Here is a 6,377-nt window from a genome sequence, read left to right as displayed (position 1 = left end):
GTGACCGAGAAGATCGCCGCCGACGTGCACTCGGGTCGGATCAACGCCATCCTCGTGACCAGCGGTTCGGTCGCCGAGCAGGTGGTGGAGCAGTTCCCCGAGATCCCGGCATCCACCGTCATCGCCGCCATCGGCCCGCGCACCGCGAAAGACGCCAAACGCGCCGGACTCGGCGTCGACGTCGTGGCCGACACCCAGACCGTCGACTCCCTCATCGACGCGGTCGCCCGCTTCCCCCTCTCCCTCGACGAATCGACCCCATGAGCTTTCCCGAGCACCGCCCGCGGCGCCTGCGCCGCACCTCCGCCGTCCGTCGTCTCGCTCGCGAGACGCACCTCGTGCCCTCGCAGCTCGTCCTGCCGATGTTCGTGCGCGAGGGCATCAGCGAGCCGAGCCCGATCGGGTCGATGCCGGGGATCGTGCAGCACTCGATGGACTCGCTGCGCCGCGCCGTCGCCGAGGCGGCCGAGCAGCGCATCGGCGGCGTCATGCTCTTCGGCGTGCCGGAGGTGCGCGATGCGGTGGGGTCGGGAGCCGACGACCCGAACGGCATCCTGAATCGCGCCACCGAGGCGGTCGTCGCCGAGGTCGGCGACGCCCTGGTCGTGCAGACCGATCTGTGCCTCGACGAGTTCACCGACCACGGGCACTGCGGAGTCCTGCAGGCCGACGGCAGTGTCGACAACGACGCGACCCTCGAGCGCTACACGGCCATGGGCCTCGCGCAGGCTCGTGCGGGCTCGGCGATGCTGGGCCTGTCGGGCATGATGGACGGCCAGGTGGGTGCGGTACGCGAGGCGCTGGATGTCGAGGGCTTCACCGACACGCTGATCCTCGCGTACTCCGCGAAGTACGCCGGGGCCTTCTACGGTCCCTTCCGCGAGGCGGTCGACTCGCAGCTGAAGGGCGACCGTCGCTCGTACCAGCTCGACCCCGGCAACGGACGCGAGGGTGTGCGCGAAGCGCTGCTCGACGTCGAAGAGGGCGCCGACGTCGTCATGGTCAAGCCGGCGCTGCCGTACCTCGATGTGCTCGCCGACGTTCGCGCATCGGTGGACGTGCCGGTGTGGGCGTACCAGGTGTCGGGCGAGTACGCGATGGTCGAGGCGGCCGCGGCCCACGGCTGGATCGACCGCCGCGGCGCGATCCTCGAGAGCCTGCTCGGCATCCGTCGCGCCGGCGCCGACGCGATCCTGACGTACTGGGCCCTCGAGGCCGCCCGCTGGCTCCGCGCCGAGCTGTAACCTGTCTCCTCTCACGCGTGAGGGGTCACTTTCTGTCGCCTGGACGGCGCCGAAGCGACACTTTTCGACCCCTCACGCAGGGGCGCCCGGAAGAATGGATGCCATGACCGATCTCAACGACCAGTGGTTCGCCCGCGCCAAGGACGTCATCCCGGGCGGCGTGAACTCGCCCGTCCGCGCGTACGGTTCCGTCGGCGGGACGCCGCGGTTCGTCCAGTCCGCCTCGGGACCCCGGATCACGGATGCCGCGGGCCGCGAGTACGTCGACCTGGTCGCCTCGTGGGGACCGGCGCTGCTCGGCCACGCGCACCCCGAGGTGGTCGGAGCGGTGCAGTCGGCGGCATCCCGGGGTCTGTCCTTCGGTGCGCCCACGGGGGCCGAGGTGGAGCTCGCCGACCTCGTCGCGCAGCGCGTGCAGGTGGGCGACCTGAAGCCGATCGAGAAGGTGCGTCTGGTCTCGACCGGCACCGAGGCGACCATGACGGCGATCCGTCTCGCGCGCGGCGTCACCGGTCGCGACCTGCTCATCAAGTTCGCGGGGCACTACCACGGCCACTCCGACGGCCTGCTGGCCGCCGCCGGCTCCGGCGTCGCGACCCTCGCCTTGCCCGGCTCGGCGGGCGTTCCCGCGCCGATCGCCGCGCAGACGCTCGTGCTGCCGTACAACGACCTCGACGCGGTGCGCGAGGTCTTCGCCGTCCACGGCGAGAACATCGCCGCGATCATCGTCGAGGCGGCGTCGGCGAACATGGGCGTGGTGCCGCCGCTGCCCGGCTTCAACGCCGCGCTCTCCGACATCGCCCACGCCAACGGGTCGCTGCTCATCATGGACGAGGTGCTCACCGGGTTCCGCGTGCACCCCGCCGGTTTCTGGGGCCTGCAGGCCTCGCAGGGCGAGCGGTACCTCCCCGACATCCTCACGTACGGCAAGGTCATCGGCGGAGGGATGCCGCTCGCGGCCCTCGCCGGCCGCGCCGAGATCATGGACCACCTCGCGCCGCTCGGCCCGGTGTACCAGGCCGGCACGCTGTCGGGGAACCCGCTCTCGGTGGCTGCGGGACTGGCGACGCTGCGTTTGGCGACGCCCGAGGTGTACGCCGCGGTCGACGCGTCGGCCGCCCGCATCGCCGACGCGCTCGACGAAGCCCTGACCGCCGAGGGCGTGGTGCACGCCGTGCCGCGCGCGGGGTCTCTGTTCGGCGTCGCCTTCCTGCCCGAGGTGCCCCGCGACTACGCCACGGCCCTCACGCAGCAGTCGTACCGGTACGCCCCGTTCTTCCACGCGATGCTGGATGCCGGTGTCTCGCTGCCCCCGAGCGTGTTCGAGGCGTGGTTCCTCACCGCCGCCCACGACGACGTCGCTCTCGACCGCGTGCTCGATGCCCTGCCGGTGGCCGCGAAGGCGGCGGCGGAGGCGCTGGATCCGACGCTGCTCGCGCAGTAGGGATCCTCCTCGCGATGGATACGTTTCGTCCTTCGCGATGATGCGCGGGGCAGGTGCGGCCGGAAGGCTGGAGTCATGCTCCCCGCACGCCCCGCGCCGTCCACCTTCTCGCCGCTGTTCTCGAGACTCGTGGCGTGGTGGCCGATGTCGATGGCACCTCGGCGCCGTCGCGCGACGTGGCAGCCGTGCCCGCGTGGTCAGGTCTGAGATCAGCGCCACGTCCAGCTGAGGAGAGCGGAGAGTGCCCGGATGCCGGCTTCGCCCACGTCATCGCGCTACGCAACGAGCGCGCGGACGGTGCGGTCAGCCCACGCGGCCAGGTCTGTCGCGTCGTCGCCGGGGTGACGGCATCCATCCGGTCGATCAGGCCCTCGACGTGGGTGCGAAGGGCTCGATCGGGGACGGCCTCGGGATGCCGGCCGGGGATGGCGGAGTCGTCGGCCCAGATGTAGGCGGTGAGGGCGGTGTCGAGGGTCATGGGTCCTTGCGAGAGGTCGAGAACGGGGAGGTTGCGGCACCACGAAGGGCCAGCGCCACGTGAGAGCGTCCAGCGCGTCGTCGGAGAGGCGGGGCATGATCAGCCCCGGACGCGCTCGGACGCGACCGAGAAGCCCATCGTCGGCAGGCGCGACCTCGTGGAACACGAGCGACGCGGACCCGCGTACGAAAGCGGCCAGTACCGGCTAGAGGGCGGGGAACTCCTTCGGGAACCGAGCCTCGACACGGGTGATGTCGTCGACCGGTTCCGGCGTTGCGCCCCAACCGGTGAAGAGCACGATCGCCTCACTCAGCTGCGCATCGTCGACCGCCGGCGAGAACGTTATTCGCTTCTCGGGGAAACGGGCCTGCGCGGCATCGGCCGTGGTGGGGTGTCTGAACCTGCTGTTGCCGGTCCACCACATCTGGCAGTAGTCGCAGCGGTAGAGGGAATCGTCCGGTGACGTTGTGACGAGGAGGGTGGGCTGAGCCTCGCGCATCGCCAGGTCGAGGCACGCGGGGCACCCGAGCGGTCTCGGCTCCACGGAGTCACGTCCGTGGGAGAAGAACGGGCGCATCATGACCGCCTGGACATGCGGACAGACAACCTCAACTCGCCGTCCCTTCGTCGGCGGACTTCCACTCGCGAAGTCGCTGCTCCATCCGCGCACGCTGTCGGTCGCCGCTCGCCAGCGCCTCCCGTTCATCCGCGGCGGAGGAGGAGGGCGTTTCGCCCAGATGCGTGACTGCAGATGCTCGTAATCCATGGCCCTCGCTCTGGCGGGTTCGGCGGGACCGGGCGCCCGCCGCGTGACGACGATGCCCGGAAGCATGCTGTCGGCTTTTTCTGGAATGCTCGGCCGGCTCCTCTAGTCACCTTCCGCCTGGCGGCGGCGCAAGTTGTCCATGGCGGCTTGAGATTTCGCTCGATCTTCAGCGGACAGCCCGGGAGCTATTTCGTCGAAATCCTCCGTCGTCACCGTCCCAGAACGCTCGGCAGTTCCGCGTCGACGTGCGCGGTCCACACCGCGTGACGGCTCGACATCGTCGGCGAATCCATCCGGGAAGGGTACGGGATCCCCATCAGCGCTCCTCACCCGAGAAATCCCGGGGAGCATCGACTCTGCCTTCCCGGCGATCGCTGGCGGATCGCGGTATTGCCCGGAGGCCTGGCGGCGCATCATCTGCTCGAGATTCCGCATCGTCTTCTCTTGCTCTTCCGGTGTCAGACCCGGTGCCATTCCATCTCGTTCGTTCACGGCACACGTTCGGTTCGGAACTTAGCAATCCCCGCCGGCTCGATGTCGAACCCGAGATTCGAACCGGGGTTGACGACGAGGTCCTGCGTTGCCGGGCAATGCAACAGCAGCTGGCTCCCCGACATGGCGACGACGAACGGCGCAAGGTGGGCGACGCGCTCGGCCTCCTGAGGGGATGTGAAGACAGCCATCATCGAGTGGTCGTCTTTCGGGAACAGCACGGGCTGAAAGTCTGTGAACGTCTCTCCCGGATCCGCTCCGGAACGGAGAGCCTACTCGCCGCGAACGTCCAGAGCGCCGACTGCATGGTGAGCTGGCCCGATCGCGCTCGGGCGATTGCTGTCTCGAGCACTGAGGCCATCAGAAGTCTCCTCGATCCGCTGGGCGGCGTAGCCGAAACGAGAGGGAGTCGATAGGAGAGAACGCCTCTCGCGTTGATTCCAGCGCCTCCGTCAGAGTCCCAGAGTGCGCCGCAACTCTTCGTCGAAGTCGCGAGTGATGCGTTCGGATTCTGCCTTCTCTGCAGGAGTCAGGTGAACCCCTGGACGGTGATTCTTTCGCACCTGATCGAGGATGAAAGCGCACGCCTCGGATTCGGAGGGGAATCGCGCGAGTTCCGACCACTGTCCTCGATCCTGCGCACCCACGACGAACACGGACGGCCCGTCCTCGCGAAGGATGAGGTCGCCCGTCACGGGATCGCCGTCGCCCACCCGTGGGTGCTGGGGACTCGAGACGGGGGCGGAGCCGAACTCCTCACGGAGCACACCGCACAGCTGCTCGAAGGTCAGGTCTTGCATGCTCAGTTCTCGACTTTCGTGAGGTACCCGTGTTCCTCAAGCCATTGAACAGGCTTGGGAAGGTGGTATTGGACGCCCCCACCTGGTTGTTCGAACCAAGGCGCGATTTGGCCGGCGCGCGGCATCCCGGATTCTTCGTCGAAGGGTTTGGTCACACGGTATTGGAAGTAGGGCTGCCCCACTGAGTCGGGCGGAATCGCACGCTCTGGGAACGGTGTACCGGCGGGCGAAGTGTACCGACCGTAGGGCTCGCCGTAGCGATCCATGACGTACCCCTCGGGGAGGTTCACTTCTTTTGGAGTCTTCCCCGCCGATAGGTCGAAGCCATCGTCCGGTGGATAGCGCCATCCGCCGGTCGATTTGTCGTAGTTGACGCTGTCGGGGTTCCAGTATTTCTCAACGAACTCTGACTCGGAAAGATCGCCGAATCGCTGGTAGGAGTCGGGGATGTTCGCATGCCCTGGGGTGGCATCCGTCACCTCCGAGGGCCCGAGGTGATCCGACGGGTTCCGAGCGACCGGAGGTGGATCTGGAAGCGGGGTGGTCGGCTCACGCGGGTGCGCGGAAGGGGCGTCGGCGCGAGGGGTGCCGCGGGGTGCGCGCCGCGGCACGCTTCCGAGCAGTCCGGCTCCTTTGTCCATCAGCGCCCGCAGCTCTGTCAGCAGGTCGCCGAGCTTGCCGCACGAGCGCAGCAGTCCGGTGAGCTTGCTGCTGATCTTCGCGGTCCAGCTGGCGACGCGGGTGGAGACCTGCGTGATGATCCACGGCGTGGCGAAGCCCACCGTGACCACGGCCTGCGTCGCCCACGAGATCGCCGACCCGACCAGCTGCGACAGGATGTCGCGCACCAGGTCGTGAACGACCTGCACGATCGTCGAAGCGATCTGCAGCCCGGTGGCCATCGCCCCCGCCCACTGACCCGAGGCGCGGATGTGCGCGGCGGCGTCGGTCTGGAACCGGCGGTACGCCTCGATCGCCTCACCGGCCATGTCGTCGAGGTCGGTGACGACGCGGTCCAGGAAGTCCGCGGACGCATCCAGCTGGGTCTGGACGTTGGTCCAGGTCTGCGCGAACCCCATCACCGCACCGGCGTCGCCGGTGAGGTCGTTGAACCAGCCCTTGATCGGCTCGAAATGATCGATCAGCCAGCCGA

At 68.6% G+C, this 6,377-nt stretch carries 8 protein-coding genes; 3 read left to right on the top strand and 5 right to left on the bottom strand.

The features are described from left to right. The 3 genes from QZ433_RS05900 to hemL form a co-directional block, all read left to right on the top strand. Positions 1-264, top strand: a 264-nt coding sequence (locus tag QZ433_RS05900; RefSeq protein WP_295780695.1) for a uroporphyrinogen-III synthase, incomplete at its 5' end; no start/stop codon positions are given. Further along, on the top strand, positions 261-1,244 hold the full coding sequence (gene hemB / locus QZ433_RS05895; RefSeq protein ID WP_295780693.1) for a porphobilinogen synthase: 984 nt from the start codon (positions 261-263) through the stop codon (positions 1,242-1,244). The genes QZ433_RS05900 and hemB, both read left to right, overlap by 4 nt. Positions 1,245-1,347: 103 nt before the next feature. After that, complete coding sequence (hemL, locus tag QZ433_RS05890; protein ID WP_295780691.1) at positions 1,348-2,688, top strand: glutamate-1-semialdehyde 2,1-aminomutase; 1,341 nt, start codon at positions 1,348-1,350, stop codon at positions 2,686-2,688. 683 nt (positions 2,689-3,371) lie between these two features. Here the strand turns inward: hemL and QZ433_RS05885 are convergent. The 5 genes from QZ433_RS05885 to QZ433_RS05865 form a co-directional block, all read right to left on the bottom strand. After that, positions 3,372-3,710, bottom strand: coding sequence for a hypothetical protein (locus QZ433_RS05885; protein WP_295780689.1), 339 nt, complete (start codon positions 3,708-3,710; stop codon positions 3,372-3,374). A gap of 324 nt (positions 3,711-4,034) precedes the next feature. Further along, positions 4,035-4,406 carry a hypothetical protein gene (locus QZ433_RS05880; RefSeq protein WP_295780686.1) on the bottom strand — a complete coding sequence of 124 codons (372 nt, stop codon included), beginning with the start codon at positions 4,404-4,406 and terminating at the stop codon, positions 4,035-4,037. Positions 4,407-4,420: 14 nt separating this feature from the next. Further along, entirely contained in the window at positions 4,421-4,645 is a 225-nt protein-coding gene (locus tag QZ433_RS05875) for an SseB family protein (RefSeq protein ID WP_295780684.1), read from the bottom strand. Between the two features lie 231 nt (positions 4,646-4,876). Beyond that, positions 4,877-5,224 (bottom strand): hypothetical protein, encoded by a 348-nt coding sequence (locus QZ433_RS05870; protein ID WP_295780682.1) that lies wholly within the window; start codon positions 5,222-5,224, stop codon positions 4,877-4,879. Positions 5,225-5,226: 2 nt separating this feature from the next. Beyond that, on the bottom strand, positions 5,227-6,377 hold a 1,151-nt coding region (locus QZ433_RS05865), incomplete at its 5' end, for a TNT domain-containing protein (protein ID WP_295780680.1).

Source organism: uncultured Microbacterium sp. (assembly GCF_913776565.1).
GTDB lineage: Bacteria > Actinomycetota > Actinomycetes > Actinomycetales > Microbacteriaceae > Microbacterium.
Note: the sequence above shows the minus strand (reverse complement) of the source record. Positions and strands in the feature narration are given on the sequence as shown.